At 39.2% G+C, this 245-nt stretch carries 1 protein-coding gene; it reads right to left on the bottom strand.

Annotated features, from left to right (window positions below):
- Positions 1-245, bottom strand: a 245-nt coding sequence (gene rplV / locus AMO19_RS08245) for a 50S ribosomal protein L22 (RefSeq protein WP_075508091.1), incomplete at both ends; no start/stop codon positions are given.

The following is a 245-nucleotide window of genomic DNA, read 5'->3' on the forward strand; positions in this document are numbered from 1 at the left end:
ATGTGGCAAGTCTGTTTTTTAATTGAAAAAGCACGACCTTGAGCTCTGGGTCTATACCTTTTCATTACTGGACCACTATTAGCCCATGCAGAGGAAATAACTAGCGTAGATGGATCCATTCCAAGGTTATGTTCTGCATTAGCAACAGCAGATCTTAGAACTTTAGTAATGGGGTCTGTAGATCTGTAAGGCATAAATTCCAACATAATCAATGCATCTCTATAAGATCTACCCCTTATCTGATC

Source organism: Prochlorococcus marinus, from assembly GCF_001180245.1.
Lineage (GTDB): Bacteria > Cyanobacteriota > Cyanobacteriia > PCC-6307 > Cyanobiaceae > Prochlorococcus_A > Prochlorococcus_A marinus_F.